This is a genomic window from Actinoplanes sp. NPDC049118 (assembly GCF_040648555.1).
In the GTDB taxonomy this organism is placed as follows: Bacteria; Actinomycetota; Actinomycetes; order Mycobacteriales; family Micromonosporaceae; genus Actinoplanes.
Genome location: NZ_JBEZDY010000009.1, coordinates 244,754 through 265,894, shown reverse-complemented (window position 1 = coordinate 265,894; position 21,141 = coordinate 244,754). Strand labels below are relative to the sequence as shown.

The 21,141-nt window shown below is 72.6% G+C and carries 25 protein-coding genes; 12 read left to right on the top strand and 13 right to left on the bottom strand.

From position 1 onward, the window contains the following. Positions 1-129: 129 nt before the first annotated feature. The 3 genes from AB0B58_RS16735 to AB0B58_RS16725 are packed head-to-tail and all read right to left on the bottom strand — an operon-like array spanning position 130 to position 2,166. Positions 130-816 carry a response regulator transcription factor gene (locus AB0B58_RS16735; RefSeq protein WP_360224121.1) on the bottom strand — a complete coding sequence of 229 codons (687 nt, stop codon included), beginning with the start codon at positions 814-816 and terminating at the stop codon, positions 130-132. Between the two features lies 1 nt (position 817). Continuing rightward, complete coding sequence (locus AB0B58_RS16730; protein ID WP_360224119.1) at positions 818-1,930, bottom strand: sensor histidine kinase; 1,113 nt, start codon at positions 1,928-1,930, stop codon at positions 818-820. A gap of 5 nt (positions 1,931-1,935) precedes the next feature. After that, positions 1,936-2,166, bottom strand: a complete 231-nt coding sequence (locus AB0B58_RS16725; protein ID WP_360224117.1) for a hypothetical protein — start codon at positions 2,164-2,166, stop codon at positions 1,936-1,938. A 117-nt stretch (positions 2,167-2,283) separates the two neighbouring features. On the opposite strand from AB0B58_RS16725, the gene AB0B58_RS16720 reads away from it, so the two are divergent. Beyond that, positions 2,284-2,829: a hypothetical protein gene (locus AB0B58_RS16720; RefSeq protein ID WP_360224115.1), complete on the top strand. Its 546-nt coding sequence runs from the start codon at positions 2,284-2,286 to the stop codon at positions 2,827-2,829. 7 nt (positions 2,830-2,836) lie between these two features. Here AB0B58_RS16720 and ligD read toward each other — a convergent pair whose 3' ends face one another. The 4 genes from ligD to AB0B58_RS16700 form a co-directional block, all read right to left on the bottom strand. After that, positions 2,837-3,793, bottom strand: a complete 957-nt coding sequence (ligD, locus tag AB0B58_RS16715; protein ID WP_360224113.1) for a non-homologous end-joining DNA ligase — start codon at positions 3,791-3,793, stop codon at positions 2,837-2,839. Positions 3,794-3,797: 4 nt separating this feature from the next. Further along, complete coding sequence (locus AB0B58_RS16710; RefSeq protein ID WP_360224111.1) at positions 3,798-4,151, bottom strand: hypothetical protein; 354 nt, start codon at positions 4,149-4,151, stop codon at positions 3,798-3,800. A gap of 69 nt (positions 4,152-4,220) precedes the next feature. Further along, positions 4,221-4,715, bottom strand: coding sequence for a hypothetical protein (locus AB0B58_RS16705; protein ID WP_360224109.1), 495 nt, complete (start codon positions 4,713-4,715; stop codon positions 4,221-4,223). Between the two features lie 78 nt (positions 4,716-4,793). Continuing rightward, positions 4,794-5,834 (bottom strand): LacI family DNA-binding transcriptional regulator, encoded by a 1,041-nt coding sequence (locus AB0B58_RS16700; RefSeq protein ID WP_360224107.1) that lies wholly within the window; start codon positions 5,832-5,834, stop codon positions 4,794-4,796. A gap of 233 nt (positions 5,835-6,067) precedes the next feature. Between AB0B58_RS16700 and AB0B58_RS16695 the strand changes: the two genes are divergently transcribed. Then, positions 6,068-7,171, top strand: coding sequence for an acyltransferase (locus tag AB0B58_RS16695; protein WP_360224105.1), 1,104 nt, complete (start codon positions 6,068-6,070; stop codon positions 7,169-7,171). Between the two features lie 102 nt (positions 7,172-7,273). Beyond that, the gene (locus tag AB0B58_RS16690; protein ID WP_360224103.1) at positions 7,274-8,215 is read left to right on the top strand and encodes an intradiol ring-cleavage dioxygenase; all 942 of its coding nucleotides are present in this window, start codon (positions 7,274-7,276) and stop codon (positions 8,213-8,215) included. Positions 8,216-8,253: 38 nt separating this feature from the next. On the opposite strand, the gene AB0B58_RS16685 is transcribed toward AB0B58_RS16690, so the two are convergent. Next, entirely contained in the window at positions 8,254-8,502 is a 249-nt protein-coding gene (locus tag AB0B58_RS16685; protein ID WP_360224101.1) for an SCO4226 family nickel-binding protein, read from the bottom strand. A 176-nt stretch (positions 8,503-8,678) separates the two neighbouring features. Here AB0B58_RS16685 and AB0B58_RS16680 point away from each other — a divergent pair, with 176 nt between their 5' ends. Further along, positions 8,679-9,209 carry a hypothetical protein gene (locus AB0B58_RS16680; protein ID WP_360224099.1) on the top strand — a complete coding sequence of 177 codons (531 nt, stop codon included), beginning with the start codon at positions 8,679-8,681 and terminating at the stop codon, positions 9,207-9,209. Positions 9,210-9,252: 43 nt separating this feature from the next. Beyond that, positions 9,253-9,606: an MmcQ/YjbR family DNA-binding protein gene (locus AB0B58_RS16675; protein WP_360224097.1), complete on the top strand. Its 354-nt coding sequence runs from the start codon at positions 9,253-9,255 to the stop codon at positions 9,604-9,606. Between the two features lie 14 nt (positions 9,607-9,620). Here AB0B58_RS16675 and AB0B58_RS16670 read toward each other — a convergent pair whose 3' ends face one another. From AB0B58_RS16670 to rnhA, 5 genes are all read right to left on the bottom strand, one after another. Next, positions 9,621-10,271, bottom strand: a complete 651-nt coding sequence (locus AB0B58_RS16670; protein ID WP_360224095.1) for a 4a-hydroxytetrahydrobiopterin dehydratase — start codon at positions 10,269-10,271, stop codon at positions 9,621-9,623. Between the two features lie 41 nt (positions 10,272-10,312). Beyond that, positions 10,313-11,125: an LLM class flavin-dependent oxidoreductase gene (locus AB0B58_RS16665; RefSeq protein ID WP_360224093.1), complete on the bottom strand. Its 813-nt coding sequence runs from the start codon at positions 11,123-11,125 to the stop codon at positions 10,313-10,315. Positions 11,126-11,155: 30 nt separating this feature from the next. Next, positions 11,156-12,679 carry a multicopper oxidase domain-containing protein gene (locus tag AB0B58_RS16660; protein WP_360224091.1) on the bottom strand — a complete coding sequence of 508 codons (1,524 nt, stop codon included), beginning with the start codon at positions 12,677-12,679 and terminating at the stop codon, positions 11,156-11,158. Then, on the bottom strand, positions 12,676-13,092 hold the full coding sequence (locus AB0B58_RS16655; protein WP_360224089.1) for a hypothetical protein: 417 nt from the start codon (positions 13,090-13,092) through the stop codon (positions 12,676-12,678). Before AB0B58_RS16655 ends, AB0B58_RS16660 begins: the two co-directional genes overlap by 4 nt. Before the next feature lie 67 nt (positions 13,093-13,159). Further along, positions 13,160-13,621 carry a ribonuclease HI gene (gene rnhA / locus AB0B58_RS16650; RefSeq protein ID WP_360224087.1) on the bottom strand — a complete coding sequence of 154 codons (462 nt, stop codon included), beginning with the start codon at positions 13,619-13,621 and terminating at the stop codon, positions 13,160-13,162. A gap of 246 nt (positions 13,622-13,867) precedes the next feature. Here rnhA and AB0B58_RS16645 point away from each other — a divergent pair, with 246 nt between their 5' ends. From AB0B58_RS16645 to AB0B58_RS16615, 7 genes are all read left to right on the top strand, one after another. Continuing rightward, on the top strand, positions 13,868-14,782 hold the full coding sequence (locus AB0B58_RS16645; protein WP_360224085.1) for an ABC transporter ATP-binding protein: 915 nt from the start codon (positions 13,868-13,870) through the stop codon (positions 14,780-14,782). Continuing rightward, positions 14,779-15,546, top strand: a complete 768-nt coding sequence (locus AB0B58_RS16640) for an ABC transporter permease (RefSeq protein ID WP_360224083.1) — start codon at positions 14,779-14,781, stop codon at positions 15,544-15,546. Before AB0B58_RS16645 ends, AB0B58_RS16640 begins: the two co-directional genes overlap by 4 nt. Before the next feature lie 104 nt (positions 15,547-15,650). Continuing rightward, positions 15,651-16,487 carry an ABC transporter ATP-binding protein gene (locus AB0B58_RS16635; protein WP_360224081.1) on the top strand — a complete coding sequence of 279 codons (837 nt, stop codon included), beginning with the start codon at positions 15,651-15,653 and terminating at the stop codon, positions 16,485-16,487. After that, positions 16,484-17,299 (top strand): ABC transporter permease, encoded by an 816-nt coding sequence (locus tag AB0B58_RS16630; protein ID WP_360224079.1) that lies wholly within the window; start codon positions 16,484-16,486, stop codon positions 17,297-17,299. The genes AB0B58_RS16635 and AB0B58_RS16630 overlap by 4 nt, the downstream gene beginning before the upstream one ends. After that, positions 17,296-18,435, top strand: a complete 1,140-nt coding sequence (locus tag AB0B58_RS16625) for a sensor histidine kinase (protein WP_360224077.1) — start codon at positions 17,296-17,298, stop codon at positions 18,433-18,435. The genes AB0B58_RS16630 and AB0B58_RS16625 overlap by 4 nt, the downstream gene beginning before the upstream one ends. Continuing rightward, positions 18,432-19,049: a response regulator transcription factor gene (locus AB0B58_RS16620; protein ID WP_360224075.1), complete on the top strand. Its 618-nt coding sequence runs from the start codon at positions 18,432-18,434 to the stop codon at positions 19,047-19,049. The genes AB0B58_RS16625 and AB0B58_RS16620 overlap by 4 nt, the downstream gene beginning before the upstream one ends. Before the next feature lie 525 nt (positions 19,050-19,574). Beyond that, the gene (locus AB0B58_RS16615; RefSeq protein WP_360224073.1) at positions 19,575-21,089 is read left to right on the top strand and encodes a sugar transferase; all 1,515 of its coding nucleotides are present in this window, start codon (positions 19,575-19,577) and stop codon (positions 21,087-21,089) included. Positions 21,090-21,141 lie beyond the last annotated feature (52 nt).

Sequence of the window (21,141 nt, the reverse complement as noted above, 5' to 3'; positions counted from 1 at the left end):
GATATGCAAGGTTTCCTTCGCACGCGATCGCCCACGACTGACATCGATGTCAGCTCGGGTGCCTCCAACCCTTGCAAACGGTCTGGAGCTTGCAATATGGTCGGACAGCGAGTGCCCCGCGTCGATCGATCATGCGTGATCGGTGTTCGGATGTGTGCGTTCGCCGACCAGCCCCTCCTCGTAGGCCAGGATCACGAGCTGTACCCGGTCGCGGACGCCGAGCCGGGCGATCGCCCGGGTGATGTGGGTCTTCGCGGTCAGCGGGCTGATCACCAGCTCGCGGGCGATGTCCTCGTTGGACAAGCCGGTGGCGACCAGCTGCACCACCTCGCGTTCCCGGGCGGTCAGCGCCGCGAGCCGCGTACCACCGCCCGGCGCCGGGGCCGGGCGGTGCGCGAACTGCTTGACCACCCGGCGGGTGACGCTGGGGGAGAGCAGCGCCTCCCCCGCCGCCACCACCCGTACGGCGTGCCGAAGGCCCTCCGGGTCGACCTCCTTGGTGAGGAAGCCGCTCGCCCCGGCCTCGAGCGCCGCGAACACGTACTCGTCGGTCTCGAAGGTGGTCAGAATGATCACCCGGCAGTCCCGCAGGTCCGGGTCCGCCATGATCTGCCGGGTCGCCGCGATGCCGTCCAGCCCGGGCATCCGGATGTCCATCAGCACGATGTCCGGCCGCAGCGCGCGGGCGGTGCGCACCGCCTCGTCCCCCGTGGACGCCTCGCCCGCCACCACGATCCCGCGGTCGCGCTTGAGCAGGCTGCGGAACCCGGCACGGACCAGATGCTGGTCGTCGGCGAGCAGGACGGTGATGGTCATGTCAGGCCGCGATCGGGATCATCGCCCGGACGATGAAGCCGCCGCGGGGGTCCGGCCCGGTGGCCAGCTCCCCGCCCAGCGCGGCGACCCGCTCCCGCATACCCATGATCCCGTGCCCCGGCGCGCCGGAGGAGTCACCGCCGCCGTTGTCGGCGATCTCCACCACCACGTTCGCGGCGGTGTACCGCAGCGTCACGGTCACGCGGGTGGCGCCGGCGTGCCGGACGGTGTTGGTGAGCGACTCCTGCACCACGCGGTAGACCGCGGTGGCGACCGGCGCCGGCACCTCGGAGCGTTCGCCCAGCTCGGTGACGGCCACCTCGACGCCGGCGGCGCGGACCTGCTCGGCGAGTCCGGCAAGCCCCTCCAGGCCCGCCGCCGGGGGTTCGATCCGGCTGCCCTCGCGCAGCACGTCGACCAGGGACTTCAGGTCGGTCATCGCCCGCCCCCGGACGTCCTGCGCCAGCCGCAGCGCGCCGCGGGCCTCCTCCGGTTCGTCGTCGAACGAGTCCAGGGCGACGTTCAGGTGCACACCCACCACGGCCAGCGTGTGCGAGACGACGTCGTGCAGGTCGCGGGCGATGCCGACGCGCTCCTCGGCGCGCCGCCGCAGGGCTTCCAACTCCTGCTCGTGCAGCGACTGCTGCAGCCGGGCCGCGACCTCCTCCTGCCAGCGCCGGGTGTTGCGGTAGGCGACGGTGGCGGCGAGCACCGCGGCCAGCCACAGCGCCTCCCCGCCGATGTGGCCCAGCACCCAGTCGGACGGCTTCTGCTCGACCACGCCGTCCCACATCAGGCCGTACGCGAGGGTGAGGGATCCGGCCACCACGGCGGTCCGTAGCCGGCCGGCGAGGGCCAGCGCGGCGAAGGCGGCCGTGGCCGGCCAGGCCCAGCCGCTGGCGATCAGGCCCGAGGTGCGCCAGGCGATCACGGTCAGCACGGACACGGTCAGGACGGTCAGCGGCCACCGGCGGACCAGCAGCATCATGAGTGCCAGCCAGAACGCCAGGGTGGCCGTCATGACGCTCTGCACGTTTCCGCCGGTGACGGCGAGCCCGACGGGTACGCCGATGAGGGTGAGGGCGGCGGCCACCCAGGGCAGCGATCGCGGCATGGTCCTCACCCCTTCACCGTCGCGGCCGGTCGCAGCGGGCGGACCGCCGCGAAGGCCAGGCATCCGGTCGCCGCCCACAGCGCGGCTCGCCCGGTCAACGAGACGAGCGTCTCATGACCGGCGATCCCCAGTCTCGGATCCGTGGCGACGCCGAGGGCGGCGACGGCCGGAGCCGCGGCGCACCCGGCCAGCGCGGTCGCGACCAGGCGCAGATTCGATGTTCCGGTGAAAGTCATGTCGGCAAGCTACGGTCGCGCGGGTGGCCGGCGCGTCGTCCCCGGGGCGTCTCTGCCGGTGACTCCCTTCGAGTACGGGTCTACACCGATCGCTGTATGCCGCTCTAGGCTGAGGCTGTGATCGACGAGGGTGCCGCTGCCGCCGATGTGCTCGCCTCCTACGGCCGTTTCACGCTCCGCCCCGGCCTCTCCGACTCCGAGATCGCCGCGGTCGAGAAGGAGTTCGGGTTCTCGTTCGCCGACGACCACCGTGCCTTCCTCAACGCCGCCCTGCCGGTCGGGCGCGGCTGGCCCGACTGGCGCGACGGCGACCGCGGCCAGCTCCGCGAGAAGCTCGCCATGCCGGTCGAGGGCGTGCTCTTCGACGTGGCGGAGAACGGCTTCTGGTACACCGGCTGGGGGCCGTGCCCGGAGTCGACGGCGGACGCGGTGGTGGTCGCCCGCCGGCTGCTGGTGATCGTGCCGCGGCTGATCCCGGTCTACTCGCACCGTTACCTGCCCGCCGGCCACGGCACGTCCGGGCATCCGGTGCTGTCGGTGATGCAGACCGACATCATCTGCTACGGCGCTGACCTGGCCGCCTACCTGCGTGCCGAGTTCGGCGGCGTGCGTGCCGAGCCCGGCCGGGCGAGCGTCGCCTTCTGGCGCGATCTGGTCCGCTAGATACGCCCTAGCCTTCGGCGCGCTTCGCGCGGGCGCGGCGCTTGCCCTCGTGCATCGCCGCCACCCGGGCCACCGGGATCGTGTGACCCTCCTCGACCAGGCCCGCGTCGAGCGGCTGCGGCCGCGGCATCGCCTCGGCCCAGGGGTCGCCGTCCTTCAACAGGCCGGGCGCGGTGTGCACGGTGAAGTCGGCCGGGGTCACGTCGCCCAGGTCGTCCCATCCGACCGGGAAGGACACCGGAACCCCGGGCCGGATCCGCGGGCTGTACGCGGCCACCACGCTGGCGCCGCCCGACCGGGTGGCGTCGAGGAAGACCTTGCCGTGCCGGTCCTCGCGGATGAAGGCGGTGGTGGCGAGCTCCGGGTCGAGCCGTTCGGCGCGGGCCGCGAGCGCCCGGGTCGCGGCGGCCACGTCCACGGTGGCGGCGTTGCCGTCCAGCGGCACGAAGATGTGCACGCCCTTCGACCCGCTGGTCTTCACGGCGCCGGACATGCCCGCGTCGGCGAGCGCCTGCCGGACCAGCCGGGCCGCCCGCACGACCACGTCGAACGCGCCGCCCTCCGGCGGATCCAGGTCCATGATCAGGTGGGTCGGCCGGTCGCGCTCGTGGATGGTCATCAGCGTCGGGTGGTACTCGACCGCGCGCTGGTTGGCGAACCACAGCAGCGTGCGGCGGTCGTTGCAGAGGGCGTACTGCACCTCTCGGTGCGACGCCTCGGCCCACACGGCGGTGCGCGGTACCCATTCCGGCGTGTACTTCGGCAGGTTCTTCTGCATGAAGCGGTCCTGGCCGCGCAGCACCCGGACCACCGAAAGCGGCCGGTCGCGGAGAACGGGGACGATCCGGTCGCGGACCGCGTCCAGGTAGTCGACCAGCTCGCGCTTGGTCGCCCCGGCGCCGGGGAAGAGCTCCTGATCAAGGTTCGTCAGCGGTACGCCGTCACGCTCTTCCTTCTCGGCCATGGGCTCATCCTGCCCGGACCATGCTGAGCGCGGGAAGAACCATGACGAGCGTCAGCACCACGTAGACCCCGCCGAGCCGGAACTGGCCGTGCCGGGTGGCGATGACCGCGCCGACGAACGGGCCCACGACGGCGCACAGCGCCGCCAGCAGGATGGTGCCCGACTGCCGCTGCGGCCCGGTGAGTCCCCACCCCAGCAGCAGCGACACGGAGACCAGCCAGGCGAGCGTGACCAGCGTGACCTTGAGGGCGACCTCGGTGCGCAGCGCGGCGGCGCGCCGCTCGTCGCGGATCTCCTGCGCGGACTTGACGGTGACGTCGATGCGCGACAGCGGCGCACGTCCGATCTCCAGCGTCACCCCTCGAACTCTAGGGGAGATGGCGCCTGATCGCTCGGTTGAGTCACCGGTCCGTGGACCGCCCGCTCATCATCCCGCGGTGGCGACGATCGCGACGCACCAGCCCGCCGTCAGGAGGCCTCCGACCCAGACCGGCCAGAGCATGCCCCGGACCATGCGGCGCCGGGCGGATTCGTCGGCCGCGCCGGGCGCGAGCGGCGCCACGCACCACGGCGCCCCGGTCCAGGTGACGGTGACGATCAACGGGGTACCCACGACGACGGAGACCAGGGCCACCGCGGTGGGAACGTTGGAACCCTCGTGCAGCGCGTCGTAGATGAAGAGGGGGACGGTCGCGAGGGCCAGGACGATGATGGGCGGCGCGCCGACGAGCAGCCGGGCCCCGGCCGGCGTCAGGCCCGAGCGGTCGAGCATGACCATGCCGCCGGTGAAGAGGCCCGCTAGCAGTCCGAGCACCAGTCCGACGACGGCGCCGACGACCAGCCCGAACGGGGTGAACACGGCGCCGGTCGCGCCGCCGACGTTCATGCCCGCCAGCGTGGTGAATCCCAGGATGCGTCCCATGTGATCATCATGGCAAGGCCTGTTGAACGTGTTCAAGTATGGATCGGGTGAAGAGACGGGCCTCACGGTGGGCCGGGATCAGCGGGGCGGGCGCTCGCCGCTGCCCCGGGCGATGACCGAGGTGGAGATGACGATCGAACGGGCCGGCCCCGAGTGGCCGCTGATCCGCTCGAAGGCGAGCCGGGCCGCCTCGCGGCCCATCGCGACCGCGTCGTGCGCCACCACCGTCGTGCCGATCACCTCGGCGAGGTCGAAGTCGTCGAAGCCGATCAGCGCCGGCGGGTCGGGGTGCTCCTTCAGCGCCCGCAGCGCGCCGGTGGTCAGCCGGTTGTTCGTGGTGAACAGCGCCGTCGGCGCCGGATCCAGCTCCAGCAGCTCGCGGACCGTCTGCTCGGCACGGCGTACGTCGTGCACGTCGGTGCGCAGGAACGGCTCCCACTCGTCGTTGCCGGCGGCGCGCATCGCCTGCTGGAAGCCCTCGATGCGGCCGCGCTGCGGCACCATCCGGGCCAGATCGGCGACCAGGGCGATCCGGCGGTGCCCGCGGGTCAGCAGATGCTCCGCGGCGGCCCGCGCCCCGCCGGCGTTGTCGATGACGACCACGTCGGCGTCGACGCCGACCGGCGGGCGGTCCAGGAAGACGAACGGCACGCCGCGGCTGCCCTCGATCGCCAGGTAGGCGTGCCGGTCCGCGCTCGGCACCACCAGCAGGGCGCGCACCCGCCGCTCGAGGAACGCGTCGATCAGCGCGTGCTCCAGCTCGGCGTCCTCGTCGTTGTTCGCGGTCACCAGCTGCAGGCCGTGCTGGCGCAGCTCGCGCTCGATGCCGCTGGCCACGGCCGAGTAGAACGGGTTGGTCAGGTCGCCGCTGATCAGGCCGACCAGCGCGGAGGTGGCGCCGCGGCGCAGCTCCCGGGCGATGCCGTTCAGCCGGTAGCCGAGGTGGTCCGCCGCGTCGCGGACCCGGCGGCCGGTGGCCTCGGCCACGTTCGGCTCGCTGTTCAGCGCCCGTGACGCCGTCTTGAGGCTCACCCCGGCCAGGGCGGCCACCTGGGTGAGCGTCGGCCGGCGGGTGGCCGAGGCGTCGGCGTTCCCGTTGGCGGACCGGGCTGCGGACATGCTGCTCCGAACTCTTCGGTGGCGCGGCGGAAGGGCTAATCCGGCGCAGGCCGCAATTATGACATCGATGTCTGCCTCCGGGACCGGCCCGGCGGTGACCTGTCCGGCCGCGGCACCCGAGCCGGAACGGTGATCGGAACGGTCCGTTCGGACCGCTGAGGCGATCAAGAATGCGGCTACTGTCTGTAGTCCCCGCTGCCTGCGGTCGGTGAGGATTGGCTGTTGGGAGCACCGTGTCTGAGGGAACCGTGGTCGGACGAGACCGATACTTCGATACTCTGCGTACTCTCGCCATCCTCCGGGTGGTCGTGTTCCACGCCTTTCCGATCGCGGCGCTCGAGCTCGTCTTCCCCTCGATGGCCGTGATGTTCGCGCTCGGCGGCTCGCTGATGGTGAAGTCCCTGGACCGGGCCGAGGTCCAGGCCGTCAAGAACCGCCTGCGGCGGCTGCTGCCCGCGCTGTGGGTGATGGCGCTGATCGCGGTACCGCTGATGATCCGCGAGGGCTGGCCGGACCAGCCGTCCTGGCCGTACCTGCTGCTCTGGGTGTTCCCGATCGCGGACCCGCCGTCGAGCGAGTTCGGCTATCCGGCGGCCGGGGTGCTCTGGTACCTGGTCACCTACCTCTGGCTGGTCCTGCTCTCGCCGCTGCTGCTGCGCCTCTACCGCCGGTGGAACCTGCCGACCGTGTTGCTGCCGCTGATCGGGCTGATGCTGCTGATGGCGTACCGGGACGAGTTCAATCCGACCATCGCGTGGGTCGCGCACAACGTCCTGATGTTCGGATCCTGCTGGGTTCTCGGTTTCGCCCACCGCGAGGGCGACCTCGCCAAGCTCCGCCCCGCGACGGTCGGCGGCCTCGCCGCCGCCTGCGTCGGTGTCGGCCTCGGCTGGGCCTTCCTGCACCCGGGGGAGGACGGCGTCGACCTGACCGGCCACCCGATCGCGTACGCGATCTTCTGCATCGGTTTCGTGCTGGCCCTGATGCGCTGGCAGCCGCGGATGGACTGGCTGGCCCGGCTCCGGCCGCTGGACGGCTTCGTGTCGATGGTGAACAACCGGGCCGTGACGATCTATCTGTGGCACAACGTGGCCATCACCGTCGCGATTCTGCTCTACGGCCCGCTGGAGCTCTGGAAGCTACCCAGCGAGGGCCTCGCGAACGCGGCCGACTTCGCGGTCTCGATCGGCCTCATCGGGGTCGCCGTGCTCGCCCTCGGCTGGGTCGAGGACCTCGCCGCCCGGCGTCGCCCCCGCGTCTCCCCGTTCGTCCGACGGCCCGCGCCTCCGCAGCCCGTGGCGCCGCCGCCCGCCCCCGCGCCGGTGGCCTACTACTGAGCGGCCCTCGCGATTGAGGGCCCCGGCACAGGGAAGGCGCAGGTCGCACACAGTCGCCCCGGTTTTGCTTACTGCACACGTTTTCTACGGAAGGCCACAGCCGTGCAGGAGCAAGAGGACCGGGACAACGCCGCGTACGTGCGCAGGGTGCACGACCGGGGGCTGACGTTCGACATGCGCACGATGTCGCGGCGCCGGCTGCTGGCGGCGCTCGGCGGGGCAAGCGCCCTGGCGCTGGTCGGCGGGGCGGCGGGATGCGACAGCACCGCGGAGGGTCAGGCGGCTGCCGCACCGGGCGCGGGCGCCGCCACGGGCGAGGTCGCGTCGGAGACCGCCGGGCCGTACCCGGCGGACGGATCCAACGGGCCCGACGTGCGGACCGAGCCGGGCATCGTGCGGGGGGACATCCGGTCCTCGTTCGGAACCGCGACCGGCACCGCCGAGGGCGTGCCGCTGACGTTCTCGCTCCGGGTGACCGACCTCGACGGCGCGGCCGTGGCCGGCGCGGCCGTCTACGCCTGGCACTGTGACCGGGACGGCAACTACTCGCTGTACTCCACCGGGATCACCGAACAGAACTACCTGCGCGGTGTCCAGGAGGCCGACGACACCGGCACCGTGACGTTCACCAGTATCTTCCCCGGCTGCTACGCCGGCCGCTGGCCGCACATCCACTTCGAGGTCTACCGGTCGCTGGAGAACGCCACCAGCGGTGCCGGGCCGATCGTGAAGACCTCGCAGATCGCCCTCCCGGAGGACGTCGCCGGCGCGGTGTACGCGACCGACGGCTACCGCGCGAGCGTCGCCAACCTGAGCCGGGTCTCGCTCGCCACCGACAACGTCTTCGGCGAGGACTCGGCCGCCACCGAACTCGCCACCGTCGCCGGCGGTGTCGCCGAAGGCTATGCCGCCACGCTGACGATCGCGATCGACCCCGCCGGCACCGAGACCGCCGGCGGCGGCGGACCCGAGGGTGGCGGAGCGCCGATGGGCGGCGGCCCCATGGGCAGCGGGCCGCCCGGCCCCCGGCCGTCCTCGTCCTGAGCGCCGGTTCCGCCCGGGCGGGTCGCCCGGGCGGAACCTCAGACCTCGACGGTCAGCTCGTAGATCTCCGTCGCCGGGTGCCCGGCCCGCTCGTGTACCCGCAGGACCGCCTCCTTGCTCGGCCCGCTCGACAGGCAGAACACCTTGCCGAGCTCCGGGTCCAGCCAGGCCCGCTCGAAGTGCACCCCCTCCTCGGCCTCGATCTGCAGGTCGGCGCAGTGCGCCGCGTCGAGCTCCTCGTGGGTCGTACCGAAGAACCCGGTGTGCACGTCCATGAACTTCGCCATCGAACTCCCCTCGTCGTGGTTCCAGCATCGGCCCGCGAGGACGCCGGGCGCCGGAGTTCGGCGAATACGCCCGGGCCGGGCCACGGCGGCGGTTCGTCGCCGAGGGCTTGTCGACCGATCGTGGTCCGTCAAACGGGCTATAGCTAACGGTCGATACAACTGGCAAGAATCGCACCATGACCGCCCCTGCTGACGACGCCCTCCTGATCACGTTGGTGGCCGTGTTCACGGCCTGTGCCGGATACGCCGCCGGCCGCCTGCACCAGTGGTACCGCACCGGTCTGGACCGTGATGAGGCATACCGGGAGGGGTACGACACCGCGACGCGGAGCGTGTTCAGCATGGCGGCCCGGTTGATCGGCCCGCGGCGTGCGGCCCGTGGCACGGCGGTCGTCGCCTCGACGTCCGCCCGGCCCGTCACCTCGGCGCTCGAGGCGTCGGTCACGCCGCCGTCCGCCGGGCTTCGTCCGGCCGTGCTCGGGGCGCCGGATACCGCCGGAACGTCGCTGCATCCGGGTGCGCCCGGGCCCGACGGCGAGGAGGGCATCGGGCGTCACCTGGTGCCGGACGAGCTGGTGCAGGCGCCGACCTATCGGCTCGCGCCGGACCGGGTCGCCCGGGCCAAGGTCCGCGATGCGGTCCCGGCCGACGACGAGACGCTGGAGGCCGCCCGCCCGCCCTTCGTACCGCGGCCGCGCTCGTCCTGACGCCGGTGGGGAGAGTGTCGTACGGCGGCGCTAGCGTGCCCCCATGGTCACAGTGGAGGACGTGCGCGAGGTCGCGCTGAGGCTGCCCCGCACGAGCGAGCACCTCATCCACGACCGGGTGAAGTTCCGGGTGGGAAAGATAGTCTATGTCGCCTTCTCCCGCGACGAGACGATCATGGGCTTCGGCTTCCCCAGGGAGGAGCGCGCGGCCCTGGTGGCGGCCCAGCCCGAGGTCTTCCACCTGCCGAACGCGACAAACATGCGCTTCCAGTGGGTGCAGGCCTGGCTGGCGGCGCTGGAACACCGCCAGATGGAGGAGCTGGTGATCGACGCCTGGCGCATGGTGGTCCCCAAGCGCGTGGCGGCGGCCTATGTCGCCGGCCTGCCCGACGCCTGACCGGCGGTGGGAGATCAGCCGCGCTCCTGCCAGGTGCACAGGCACACCTTGTTGCCCTCCGGGTCGGCGAGGACCCAGAAGCTCGGCGCCTCCGCGTCGCTCACCAGGGTGCCGCCCGCGGCGAGCGCGGCCTCGATGCGGGGCCCGACCTCCGCGGGGTCCAGCCAGACGTCGGGGTGCCAGCGCTGCCGGGGTTCCTCGTCGCCGGACTCCTGGAACCACACCGCGGGCAGGACGCCGCCCGGGTCACGCAGCTCGTCGCCCGGCTCCGCCCCCGGCCGCTCCATCGCCAGCACCGCGCCCCAGAACGGGAGCACATTCGGGAAGGCCGGTGAGTCGAGGGCGAGTTCGAGCCGGGAGAGGCCCTCGGCGCCGGTGCGGGTGCCGGCGCCGGCGGCGATCGCGGAGATCGCGCGGGCCAGGCGAAGGTCGCGGTCGGTGACGCCGCCGGCGTCGTGGCTGGTGAGCCGGACGTCGACGTGGTCGTAGCGCAGGTCCACGTCGGGGTGATGGTTCAGCTCCTCGGCCGCCGCGCCGATGGCGACGGCGAGCGAGAGCCCGGCCGCGAAGTCGGCGGCCGGTATCCGGGTCTGCAGGCCGCCGAGCAGGTAGACCCACCCGTCCAGCGCCGCGTCGGCGATCTGCCGTCCAGTCAGCTTGGTCATCGGGCCATCCTGGCGCACCGGCGGCGATCCGGCGCGCCGGATCACGCCGGGCGCCGGGGTGGACCGGCGGCGATCCGCCCGCGGATCTCGTGCATCCGCTCGGCGCTGTGGTGCGGCATCTCCCAGCGGGTCTCCATCCACCAGGTGCAGCCGGCCTCGGCCCAGGGCGACACCCGCGCCCAGGCGGCCGCGGCGTCGTCGCCGGGCGTCTCGCCCTCGGCGAGGATGTCGAGGTCCTCCGGTGCGCCGCGCTCGACGAGCCAGGCGCGCATCTGGCGGATCTCGTCGGGCCCGCCACCGTGGCCGGGGATCACCCCGTCGCACTTGAGCACCCGCCGCAACGACCTCGGCCTCGGCCAGACGGCCACCACCCAGATCGGGACGCGCTCCTGCACCGGGCGGCCGACCTCGGCCAGATCGCCGCGGCCGACCTCGTAGTCGTAGTGCGGGCCGTGGTGGCTGGTGCCGCCCGCCCAGAGGGTGCGCATGAGGTCGATGCCGTCGTCCATCATGGCCGCTCGTTCGCGCAGGTCGGTGGCCTCGCCGGTGAGCGGGAGGTCGGCGGTGAGCGCGCCGACGCCGATGCCGAGCACGGCCCGGCCGGCGGAGAGCTGGTCGACCGTCGCGACCTGACTCGCCACCTTCCACGGGCGGCGCCACGGCAGCGGCGTCAGCATCGTGCCGAGCCGGATCCGCGTCGTCGCGGCGGCGATCGCGGCGAGCAGGCTCCACGCGTCGACCCCGGACGCCGCCTCCCAGACGAAGACGCCGTCCCAGCCGGCCTGCTCGGCCAGGACCGCCTGCTGCAGCTGCTCGGGGGCGGTGCCGCCCGGCAGAATGACGCCGTATTTCATAGTCGTCGACGCTAGCGGGTGTCTCGCTGATCAGACGACGTCGAAGTTCGCCATCATCGCCATGTCCTCGTGCTCGAGGTTGTGGCAGTGCAGCATGTACCGGCCGCGGTGCCCGGCGAACCGCACCAGCACCTCGACCGCCTCGTACGGCCGCACGTCGACGGTGTCCTTCCAGCCGCCCTCCCAGGGCTCCGGGTCCCGCCCGCTGCGCGACAGCACCTGGAAGTGCCCGAGATGCACGTGCACCGGATGGTGGAAGTCGCTGGTGAAGCGCCACAACTCGACGGTGCCGAGGCGGGGCGCCGCGAGCGAGCCGGCCGGGTCGTACGGCCGGTTGTTGATCTGCCAGCGCCCGCCGCCGAAGCGGAAGTCGAATCGGCGCACCTGCGCCGCGTCCGCCCGGGTCAGCACCGGCACGTCCGCGAGCCGCGCGGGAATCCGGGTGTCGTCCTTCGCCGTACGCGTGACGACGAAGCGCATGACCTCACCGGCCGGACCCGTACCGAAGCCGTTGAGCAGCGTCACCTCGGTACCGGGCGGGCACGCGGAGAAGTCGACGAGCACGTCGCAGCGTTCTCCCGGCGACAGGACGATCTCCCGGTGCGCGACCGGCGCCGCCAGCAGGCCGTCGTCGGTGCCGATCTGGATGAGCTCCGCGCCGGAGGAGAGCCCGAGCCGGTAGCGGCGGGCGTTCGACCCGTTCACCAGCCGCAGGCGGTACCGCACGTTCGCCACCTCGTGGCGCGGCCAGGCGACCCCGTTGACCAGGATCACGTCGCCGAAGAGCCCGGAGCGGAAGGCGCCGTCGGCGCCCGGGGACGCCATCGACATGTCCCGCATCGGGTAGCGCAGCGAGCCGTCGGCCTCGAACGCCCGGTCGCAGATCAACAGCGGCAGGTCCCGGTCGCCGCGCGGCAGCGGCAGCGCGTCCTCCTCGTCGTCCGAGATGATCATCATCCCGGCGAGGCCGCGCCACACCTGCGGCGCGGTGAAGTCCATCCGGTGGTCGTGGTACCAGAGCGTCGCCGCCCGCTGCTCCATCGGGTAGCGGTAGTCGCGGCTGACCTCGTGCACCCGCGCGCCGGCGCCGTGCGCGTGCGGCGGGCCGGGCGAGTAGCCGGCCGGGGTGGTCAGGTCCAGCGGGAAGCCGTCGGAGTCCGCCGGGGTGACCCCGCCGTGCAGGTGGGTGGAGGTCGGCACGGGCAGCTCGTTGCGCATGGTCACGGTGAGCGGGCGGCCGCGGCGGGCGCGGATCGTCGGGCCGGGGAAGATGCCGTCGTAGCCCCAGATCCTCGAGGTGCGGTCCGGCAGCAGGCGGGCGTCGGCCACGCGCTGGGTGATGACGACGTGGTCACCGGCGGAGCCGCTCAGAACCGGCCGGGCGACGGGCGGGATCGCCAGCGGCGTGCGGAAGCGTTCCGGCAGGGGCGCCGCGCTGGTCAGCAGCGATCCGGTGCCGGGGCCGTCCGCGGGCCGCCCGCAGCCGGCGAGCGCGGCCACGCCGGCGGCTCCGGCCAGGGCGAGCAGCCCGCGCCGCGAAACCGGCACCGTCACGACGGGCCTCCCGCGGCGAGGACGGGTGCCGCGGTGCGGTAAGCGAACGCCCACCAGGTCAGCGCCGCGGTCAGGCCCATGACGGCCATGCCGAGCGGGATGTGCAGCCCGACCAGGCGGGCGAAGCCGAGGCCGACCTGCATGACGATCGCACACCAGAGCCCGACGCTGAAGGCGATCGGCCACCACGGTCCGCGGCCCGGGCGCACCAGCAGGATCGTCGCGGGCAGCAGCGCCGCGGAGGTGAGCACGAGCAGGATCGCGTTCGCGCTGTGCAGGCCCAGCAGTTTCACGTTGCCGGTGATGAAGCCGCCGGCCAGGGCCGCCTGGATCAGGACCTGTAGCAGCAGGATCACGGTGAGCGTACGGACGACGACGATGGGCCACCGCCGGGCGGGTCTGTTCTCGGGCACGCGCCCATCGTGCTGGCGCGGCCGGCTTTGCGGATCCGGGTCCGTATGTAGGGGATCCCCGGGTGTTTCAGCGCGCGGCGAGCGCCTCCTGCAGGCCCCGGGCCGCGAGCCGGTCGGCGCGCTCGTTCTCCGGGTGACCGGCGTGGCCCTTGACCCAGTGCCACTGCACGTCGTGCCTGCGTACCGCGGCGTCGAGGCGCTGCCACAGGTCGACGTTCTTGACCGGCTGCCTCGCCGAGGTCTGCCAGCCGTTCGCCTTCCACCGGGGCATCCACTTCGTGATGCCGTCGCGCACGTAGATGCTGTCGGTGTAGAGCAGGACGGACAGCGGCGCACGGGTCAGGCTCTCGAGGGCCTTGATCGGCGCCATGAGTTCCATCCGGTTGTTCGTCGTCGAGCCGGCCTCGCCGCCGCAGAGGTCCTTCTCGGTCGTGCCCCAGCGCAGGACGGCGCCCCAGCCGCCGGGGCCGGGGTTGGGGATGCACGCACCGTCGGTGTAGATCTCCACCGAAGTGGCGGGGGCTGTCATGCCAGCACCCTACTGAACCGACCGGTGGTGTCAGGCCGCCGGTCCGGGGGCCTGCGTGACGCCGCAGGCTTCGTCCGGGGGGAACCGGTACCGGACCGGCGGCCTGCCCCCGCAATACCGGGAGCGGTTGGGAGCGCTCCCAACGACAGGGTAGCGAACTCTCGCGGGTCGGCAAAGCGTGGGTGCAAGGCCACACCGCTCGGAGCCGTCCGAGCGGTGTCCGTCCCAGCCAGTACAGTTTCGGCCATGCGCGAAGCAGCCGTCGAGGTGCAGGACGTCGTCGTCAGATACGGCGGCGTCGTCGCCGTCGACGGCGTGTCGCTCACCGTGGCGCGCGGGTCGATTCTCGCCCTGCTCGGCAACAACGGCGCCGGCAAGACCAGCCTGCTGCAGGTCTGCGAGGGCTTCCGCGCCCCCGACGCCGGCTCGGCCCGGGTGCTCGGCCTCGACCCCGTCGCCGACCACGACGAGCTCATGCCGCGGCTCGGCATCATGCTGCAGTCCGGCGGCATCTATCCCTGGGCCACTGCCGGCGAGATCCTTCGCCTCTTCGCCTCCTTCGCCGCGAACCCGCTCGACACCGACATGCTGCTGGACCGGCTGGGCCTGCGGAAGTTCGCCAAGACCACGTTCCGCCGGCTCTCCGGCGGCGAGCAGCAGCGGCTCTCGCTGGCCCTCGCGCTGGTCGGCCGGCCCGAGCTGGTCTTCCTCGACGAGCCGACCGCGGGCATGGACGTCGGCGCCCGGCAGACCACCTGGGAACTGGTCGAGGCCCTCCGCGGGGACGGCGTCTCGGTGCTGCTCACCACCCACCTGCTCGACGAGGCCGAGAGCCTCGCCGACCACGTGGTCATCATGGACGGCGGCGTGGTCGCGGCGACCGGCACGCCGGCCGAGCTGACGGCCGCGGCCGGGATCGACCTCCTCCGGGTACGCGCCGACGCCGGCCTCGCGATCGGCGAGCTCGCCGCGTGCCTCTCCGCGAAGGTCACCGAGCGGTCGCCGGGCGAGTACGAGATCGCCGGCGCGCTGGACACTTCAGCGATCGCGGCGGCGCTCGGCTGGTTCGCCGCCGAGGGCGCCCAGGTCACCGCGGTGGACACCCGGCGCCGCACCCTCGAAGACGTCTATCTGGCCCTGACCGCGGGAGCAGCGCGATGAGTGCGAACGCCGGCATCTTCACCCCCGCGCCGGGACGGGCGCCGATGCGGGTCGTCCTGCTGCGGCAGATCCGCATGGAGCTGCTACTCACCGCGCGCCGGGGCGAGGCCGTGGTGCTCGCGATGGGCGTACCCCTGCTGGTCCTGCTCGGCGCGGGCCTGACGCGCGCGACCAACCTGCCGACCGACGACCGCCTGGGCTATGTCGTACCCGGAGTCCTCGCCCTGACGGTGATGTCGACGGCCTTCACCGGCCAGGCGATCACCACCGGCTACGAGCGCGGCTACGGCGTCCTCAAGCGCCTCGGTGCGTCCCCGCTCACCCGCCCCGGCCTGCTCTTCGCCAAGACCGTGGCGATCCTGTGCCTGGTCGGCCTGCAGGTCGTCGCGCTCGCGGTGGTCGGCGTCATCGCCGGCTGGCGCCCGGAGCTCTCGCACCTGCCGGCCGCGCTCGCCGTGACCGTGCTGGCCACGGCCGCCTACTGCGGCCTGGCGCTGCTGATCGCCAGCGTGCTGCGGCCCGAGACGACCACGGCGGCGGCGACCCTGATCTACGTGCTCATGCTGGCGGCCGGCGGGATCATGTTCGCCGCACCCGATCTCGGTCCCGCGGGTCACTTCCTGCTCCCGCTCGCCGCGCACGCCGAGGCCCTGCGCGCCACCCTGACCGACGGCGCCTCCGTGCCGGGGAGCATCTGGCTCAGCCTCACCGCCTGGGCCACGGTCGCGCTCACCGCGGCCGCGCGCCGGTTCCGCTGGGAGTGACGCTCCGCGCCGCCGCCGGCGGTCCTGTCCGTCGAACGGTTGACACCCGCTGACAACCACGCGGTCGTCCCGGCGGACCCCCGCCGCACGCGACGCTTTCCGGCATGACAGCCATCGAGGTACGCGGTCTTCGCAAGGCCTACGGCGGGCACGAGGCCGTCGCCGGCGTCGATCTCTCCATCCCGGACGGTGAGGTCTTCGCCCTGCTCGGGCCGAACGGGGCCGGAAAGACCACCACCGTCGAGATCCTCGAGGGGCACCGCCGGCGCGACGCCGGCGAGGTCCGGGTCCTCGGTACCGATCCGGCCGGTGCCGGCCGGGCCTGGCGCGCCCGGATCGGCATCGTGGCGCAGTCGGCCACCGACGCCGCCGACCTCACCGTCGCCGAGACCGTCCGGCACGTCGCCGGCTTCTATCCCCGCCACCGGCGCGCCGCCGAGGTCATCGACCTGGTCGGTCTGGCGGACACGGCGGGAGCCCGGGTACGGACGCTCTCCGGCGGTCAGCGCCGCCGCCTCGACGTCGCGCTCGGCATCGTCGGGCGCCCCGAGGTCGTCTTCCTCGACGAGCCCACCACGGGCTTCGACCCGCAGGCGCGACGGCAGTTCTGGGACCTGGTCCGGGTGCTGGCCGCCGAGGGCACCACGATCCTGCTCACCACCCACTACCTCGACGAGGCCGAGGCGCTCGCTGACCGGCTGGCGGTCATCGCCGGTGGGGTCATCGTCGCCGAGGGCACCCCGGCGACGTTCGGCGGCCGGGCCACCGCGGGCACCGTCGTCACCTGGGACGGTCCGGACGGCAGGCGGGTCGAGCACACCGACGACCCGACCGAGCTGATCGCCCGGCTCGCCGCGGCGGGCACCGACCTGCGTACCCTCGCCGTCACGCGCCCCAGCCTCGAGGACACCTACCTGACCCTGATCGGAGAGGCCCGATGACCGCCGGCACCCTGCCGTCCACCGCCCGGACCGGGCTGCGCCGGGGCGGGATCGAGCTCCTCCAGTTCGTCCGGGACCGGACCGCGCTGATCTTCAGCTTTCTCTTCCCTGCGCTGCTCCTGCTGCTGTTCGGGACGATCTTCTCCGGCGATTACGACCACCCCGGCCTCGGCGCCGCCCGGGTCTTCTCCGCCAGCATGATCGCGTACGGGATCGTCTCCACCGCGTTCATCACCATGGGTGTCGGCATCGCCACCGACCGGGAGGACGGCACGCTCAAGCGGCTGCGTGGCACGCCGGTCACGGCCACCGCGTACTTCCTGGGCAAGCTCATCCTGGTCGCGGTCCTGAGCGCCGGCGAGGTGATCGCCCTGCTGGCCGTCGGGGTGGTCATCTTCGATGTTCCGCTGCCGTCGGACGCCGGCCGGTGGCTCACCTTCGGCTGGCTCTTCCTGCTCTCCGTGATCGCCTGCGGGCTGCTAGGAATCGCCGCCAGCTCGTTGGTCCGCTCGGCCCGGACGGCCGGCGCCGTGCTCAACGTGCCGGTGGTCGTCCTGCAGTTCCTCTCCGGCGTCTTCATCCACCCGATAACGCGGCTCCCGGAGTGGATGATCACGGTGGCGTCGATCTTCCCGGTGAAGTGGATGGCGCAGGGCTTCCGCTCGGTCTTCCTTCCGGAGACCGCGGTCGGCCTCGAGGCCGGGGGCGCCTGGGAGCGGGGCTGGATCGCGTTGGTCCTGTGCGGCTGGTGTGTGGTCGGATTGGTGCTGTGCCTGCTGACCTTCCGCTGGACGAACCGGCGCGACGCATGACGCTGCCGCGACCGGGGCACCAGGAGGCCGTCGCGCGGTACCCGTACCTCTGGGATCTCTGCTATGCCGTCGTCGCCCTCGCGGTGGTGGCGGCGGTGCTCGCCCAGTCCGGGACCCCGGCCCGCGACCGGGCCGTCGCGGTCGCCGCGGTCGCGGTCATCGCCGTCCTGTACGCGTTCTGGGGCCGGCGGCGGGACTCCGGCCCCGCGTTCGTCCTCGCGATCCTGGTGGCCTTCGCGGCCGGCACGTTCGCGGTATCGACCGTCAGCTACCTGCTCTTCGCCCTCTCTCCGCTGATCTTCATGGCCCTCGACGCCCGCCCGGCCGTCGTGGCGGTCGTCTGTGCCAACCTGCTGCCGCTGGCCGCCGGCTCGGTGCGCTCCGGCGCCGGCTTCCTCACCCATCTCGGGCCGATCTTCGTGATGTCGGCCGCGGTCGCGGTCTGGCTCGGCATCTGGATCAACCGGGTGATCGAGCAGAGCATCGAGCGGGCCGCATTCATCGCGGAGCTGGAGAGCAGCCGCGCCGAGATCGCGCGGCTGTCACACGAGGCCGGCGTCGCCGCCGAGCGGACCCGGTTGGCCGGCGAGATCCATGACACCCTCGCGCAGGGCTTCACCAGCATCATCACGCTGCTGCAGGCCGCCGACCCCGGGCTCGCCGACGAGCGGATCGCGCTGGCCGTGCGGACCGCCCGGGAGAACCTGGCCGAGTCGCGGTCCCTGATCGCGGCCCTGGCGCCGTCCGCGCTGGCCGCCGGTTCGCTGCCCGACGCCATACGCCGGGAGGCGGCCCGTTTCACCGAGGAGACCGGGACCCCGGCGACGTGCCGGGTCTCCGGAACGGCCCGGCCCCTGCCGACCGCGGTCGAGGTCGTGCTGCTGCGCGCCGCGCAGGAGGCGCTGGCCAACGCCCGCCGGCACTCGGCCGCGGCGAACGTGGCGGTGCTGCTGGCGTTCGGCGCGGACAGCGTCCGGCTCGTGGTCCGCGACGACGGCCGTGGCTTCGAACCCGCCGGGGCGCACGGCTTCGGGGTGCCCGGCATGCGGGCCAGGGCCGAGCGGGTGGACGGCACGGTGGCGGTGCGCAGCGACCCGGGCACGGGCACGCTCGTCGAGGTGGAGGTGCCGGCATGATCCGGCTCATCCTGGTCGACGACCACCCCGTGGTCCGGCACGGGCTGCGCGGCATGCTCGAGGCCGAGCCGGATCTGACCGTGGTCGGCGAGGCGGCCTCCGGGCCCGGCGGTGTCGCGCTGGCGGCCGGGCTGCGGCCCGACATCGTGCTGATGGACCTCCGGATGCCCGGCGGGGACGGCGTCGAGGCCACCGCGCGGATCCACGCGACCGTCCCCGGCGTACGCGTGCTGGTGCTGACCACCTACGAGTCGGATCGCGACATCCTGCGCGCGATCGAGGCCGGGGCCGGGGGATACCTGTTGAAGGACGCCTCGCCGGCCGAGCTGGCCGCCGCCGTCCGGGCGGCGGCCCGGGGTGAGACCGTGCTCGCGCCCAGCGTGGCCTCCACGCTGGTCCGGCAGGTCCGCGGCCCGGCTCCGCCGGCCCTGTCCGCGCGTGAGGCGCAGGTGCTGGGCCTGGTGGCGCAGGGTCTGACCAACGCCGACATCGGCCGTGCGCTGTTCATCACGGAGGCCACGGTGAAGACGCACCTGCTGCGGGCCTTCGCCAAGCTGGAGGTGGCGGACCGCACCGCCGCGGTGACGAGGGCGATGGGCCTCGGCCTCATCTGAGGCCGACGGGCGGATCCGGTCGGTCGTCCACTGTCAAGTGGTCCGATCGATGGGCGTGTCTCACATCCGGCCACTTTCGTCCAACCCGGAGGGTCGGTGGCGGGGGAGCTGACATCGATGATCCTGGCTACCCCGTGGACGCGCTCCGAGTCCGTCATGTTACCGTGCGATGCCGCGGGTTCATCTACCGGACAAATCACGGGCGCCAATGCGTGAGGAATCGGACAATGGTTCGTGCGCGGCCGCGGACTTCCGCCATCTTTGGCACGCCTGCTATTTTGTCCGCTGTAGACCTGAGTTAACCTGCAATGCACGTTGATGCCGCCCGATCCGGCATCCGAAAACAAGGAAGACCGTCGTTAAACATTTGCGGCCGGGGGGTCGGTATTCTCCTGAACCTCGTCTAGCGTTCACCGCCTGAGCATCCTTGCGCTTTGTTGTTCGGGGCCAAGGGTTGGGGGGCGTGGCAACAGTGTGCGTGAAATTGCCGAGTGGGCGTGGGGTCTCACTGGAGGCAGGGGCGTCGTGACAACGACGGAAACGGCGGCGGACAACGCCGCGACCGGACCGGTTCCAACATCACCGTATTCAGGATTCACCGAACGGGATCTCGGTGTCTCCGGCGACCGCGGGCACGCCGACCGCTGGGTGTGGGAGGCCCGCTACGTCAAGCTGCTCCTGGTCATCGACTTCGGGGCGACGCTGATCGCTACGCTCGCCGCGTTCGTGCTGCGCTTCCAGGGCGCGCCGTACGCGGACTGGTACCTGGTGCTCTCCGCGCTCATCCCGCCGATGTGGGTGGGGCTGCTGGCGCTGACGCACGCCTACGAGCGGCGGGTGCTCTTCGTCGGCGGCGAGGAGTACCAGCGGGTGCTGCGCGCCGGCGTACGGCTGACGCTCGGCATCGCGCTGGCGTCCTACGTGGCCAACGCGGACCTCGCGCGCGGCTATCTGTCGATCGCGCTCGTGCTGACCACGGTGTTCTCGCTGACCGGCCGCTTCGCGCTGCGCAAGGTGCTGCATCATGCCCGCCGGCGCGGTGCCTGCATGCACCGGGTGCTCGTGCTCGGCCACGCCTCGGCCGTAGCGCAGATGACCAGCCAGCTGCACCGCCGTTCGCACCACGGCCTGCAGGTCGTCGGCGCCTGCCTGCCCGCCTGCCAGCTCGGCGACGCGGCGCGGATCGTCGACGTGCCGGTCTTCGGCGCCCTGGGCGCGGCCGCGAACTCCGCGGCGGCGGCCGGCGCGGACACGGTCATGGTGCTGTCCTGCCCGGAGCTCGACGGCCCGATGCTGCGCCGCCTCGCCTGGGAGCTCGAACGCGACGACATCGACCTGATCGTCTCGTCGTCGCTCGTGGACACCGCGGGCGACCGCATCACCGTCCGTCCGGTCGACGGGCTGCCGATGATGCACATCGAGCACCCCCGGCTCTCCGGCGGGCGGCGGCTCATCAAGTCGGTGTTCGACCTGTCGGTGGCCGCGTTGCTGCTGATGCTGCTCGCGCCGCTGTTCCTGCTGGTCGCGCTCGTCATTCGGCTGGACACGGGCGGGCCGGTGTTCTTCCGCCAGGTCCGGGTCGGCCGCGGCGGCGAGCCCTTCCGGATGTACAAGTTCCGGACGATGCACACGGACGCCGAGGCGCGCTTCGAGGCGGTGCGCCGGCAGAACGAGTTCGCCGGGGTGCTGTTCAAGATCCGTGACGACCCGCGGGTCACCCGGTCCGGGCGCGTCCTGCGCCGGTACTCGCTCGACGAGCTGCCCCAGCTGATCAACGTGCTGCTGGGTGAGATGTCGCTCGTCGGGCCGCGCCCGCCGCTGCCGAGCGAGGTCGAGCAGTATCCGCAGGACATGCGGCGGCGGCTGGTGGTCAAGCCCGGCATGACCGGGCTCTGGCAGGTGAGCGGGCGCTCGGATCTGTCCTGGGAGGACTCGATCCGGCTGGACCTGCGATACGTGGAGAACTGGTCGCTCACGGTCGACCTGGTGATTCTCATGCGGACCGCCACGGTGGTCATGCGAGGCGCGGGCGCCTACTGACCGGCGCGTGGGGCGCCGGTTCGGGGTTTGTTTGTCATGCGGTCGGGATGCC

Bases quoted from the DNA above. Each gene is read 5' to 3' on its own strand.
- AB0B58_RS16635 (WP_360224081.1), top strand. From the start codon at position 15,651: ATGACAGCCATCGAGGTACGCGGTCTTCGCAAGGCCTACGGCGGGCAC.
- AB0B58_RS16680 (WP_360224099.1), top strand. From the start codon at position 8,679: ATGACCGCCCCTGCTGACGACGCCCTCCTGATCACGTTGGTGGCCGTG.
- AB0B58_RS16725 (WP_360224117.1), bottom strand. From the start codon at position 2,166: ATGACTTTCACCGGAACATCGAATCTGCGCCTGGTCGCGACCGCGCTG.
- AB0B58_RS16730 (WP_360224119.1), bottom strand. From the start codon at position 1,930: ATGCCGCGATCGCTGCCCTGGGTGGCCGCCGCCCTCACCCTCATCGGC.
- AB0B58_RS16670 (WP_360224095.1), bottom strand. From the start codon at position 10,271: ATGACCAAGCTGACTGGACGGCAGATCGCCGACGCGGCGCTGGACGGG.
- rnhA (WP_360224087.1), bottom strand. From the start codon at position 13,621: ATGACAGCCCCCGCCACTTCGGTGGAGATCTACACCGACGGTGCGTGC.
- AB0B58_RS16620 (WP_360224075.1), top strand. From the start codon at position 18,432: ATGATCCGGCTCATCCTGGTCGACGACCACCCCGTGGTCCGGCACGGG.
- AB0B58_RS16705 (WP_360224109.1), bottom strand. From the start codon at position 4,715: ATGGGACGCATCCTGGGATTCACCACGCTGGCGGGCATGAACGTCGGC.
- AB0B58_RS16630 (WP_360224079.1), top strand. From the start codon at position 16,484: ATGACCGCCGGCACCCTGCCGTCCACCGCCCGGACCGGGCTGCGCCGG.
- AB0B58_RS16735 (WP_360224121.1), bottom strand. From the start codon at position 816: ATGACCATCACCGTCCTGCTCGCCGACGACCAGCATCTGGTCCGTGCC.
- AB0B58_RS16700 (WP_360224107.1), bottom strand. From the start codon at position 5,834: ATGTCCGCAGCCCGGTCCGCCAACGGGAACGCCGACGCCTCGGCCACC.
- AB0B58_RS16665 (WP_360224093.1), bottom strand. From the start codon at position 11,125: ATGAAATACGGCGTCATTCTGCCGGGCGGCACCGCCCCCGAGCAGCTG.
- ligD (WP_360224113.1), bottom strand. From the start codon at position 3,793: ATGGCCGAGAAGGAAGAGCGTGACGGCGTACCGCTGACGAACCTTGAT.
- AB0B58_RS16625 (WP_360224077.1), top strand. From the start codon at position 17,296: ATGACGCTGCCGCGACCGGGGCACCAGGAGGCCGTCGCGCGGTACCCG.
- AB0B58_RS16645 (WP_360224085.1), top strand. From the start codon at position 13,868: ATGCGCGAAGCAGCCGTCGAGGTGCAGGACGTCGTCGTCAGATACGGC.
- AB0B58_RS16675 (WP_360224097.1), top strand. From the start codon at position 9,253: ATGGTCACAGTGGAGGACGTGCGCGAGGTCGCGCTGAGGCTGCCCCGC.
- AB0B58_RS16640 (WP_360224083.1), top strand. From the start codon at position 14,779: ATGAGTGCGAACGCCGGCATCTTCACCCCCGCGCCGGGACGGGCGCCG.
- AB0B58_RS16685 (WP_360224101.1), bottom strand. From the start codon at position 8,502: ATGGCGAAGTTCATGGACGTGCACACCGGGTTCTTCGGTACGACCCAC.